Source organism: Streptomyces sp. SID14478, from assembly GCF_010548525.1.
Classification (GTDB): domain Bacteria; phylum Actinomycetota; class Actinomycetes; order Streptomycetales; family Streptomycetaceae; genus Streptomyces.
Genome location: NZ_JAAGMG010000159.1, coordinates 1 through 1,244, shown reverse-complemented (window position 1 = coordinate 1,244; position 1,244 = coordinate 1). Strand labels below are relative to the sequence as shown.

The 1,244-nt window shown below is 75.3% G+C and carries 1 pseudogene; it reads left to right on the top strand.

Annotated features, from left to right (window positions below):
• Positions 1-1,244: pseudogene (locus tag G3I40_RS06335) on the top strand (ABC transporter permease); the annotation flags it as partial.

The window sequence follows — 1,244 nt, the reverse complement described above, 5'->3', positions numbered from 1 at the left end:
CAGTTCAGCCGCCGCCCGATGCGCGGCGCCGGTCCCGTGCTGCTGCTCGTCCTGGCCGTCGCCATGGGCATGTTGGCGATCGGGCAGGGCTCCTCGTGGGACCGTTCCCAGGAGGACCAGGCGGACTTCCGCTCCGGCGCACCCGTGCGCGTCCAGGCGACGGAGCCCGGCATGGACCAGGTGGCGCGGTACGCGGAGCTGCCCGGGGTGCGCGACGCGGCGCCCGGCTACCGGCTGGCGGTGCCGCTCAGCGGCGACCGCACGGCCACGGTCCTCGCGCTCGACACCGCGCACCTCGACGACCACCTGATGCTCCGCGAGGACCTCACGGACTCCTCGCCCCGCGAGGCCGTCTCCGCCGTCACGCCGAAGTCGGGCAGGGACCCGGGCATCCGGCTCCCCGGGGACGCGACGGGCGTCCGGTTCGCCCTGCGCGCCACGAACGTGACCGGCAAGGGCAGCCGGGGCCCCGGCGAGACGACCGACGTCTCCGCGACCCTGGAGGACCGCTACGGGCTCGCGTACCGGATGCAGGTGGGCGACCTGCCGCTGGACGGCCGCACCCATCGCCTCACGCTGGACCTGGGCCCGGCGGCGGGTCCGCTCGCCGTGACGGGGATCGACTTCGAAACGGCACAGGTCCTCAGCAAGGGCGCCCGGCACCGGATCGCGCTCGCCGGCATCGAAGCCGTCGAACACGGCGGGGATGCGCGGAAGTTGACCGTCGAGGGAACCCACTGGCGTACGTCGATGGTGAGCCGCGGCACGGACCCCGGCAGCGGCAGGAACGAGCCGACCGCGCCGAAGCTGGACCGTGAGCCGCGCGGGGGAACGGCGTCCCTGGTGTACGGCACCGGGTTCGTGTACCCGATGAACATGGGGTACGGCGCCGCGCCCACCGTGGACGTCCGCCTGGCCGTCGTCCGCCCGAAGGTCACCGAGATCGCCGCGGTGGCCACCGACCGGTACCTGAAGTCGGCGGGGACCCGCGTCGGGCAGGGCGTCGACGTGACCATGGGCGGGGCGAACGTGCGGGTGCGGATCGCGGACAGCGTCCGCGCGCTGCCGACGACGGGCCCCGAGGCCGGGGCGTCGGACGGCACGAAGGACGGCGGCGCGCTCCTGCTCGACCTGCGCGACCTCAACCGGGCCCTCGCGGACGCCGGTACCGATCCGGTCGCCCCGAACGAGTGGTGGCTGTCCACGGCGCCGGGCGGCGACGCGAAGGCGGCGGCCGCGCTGCG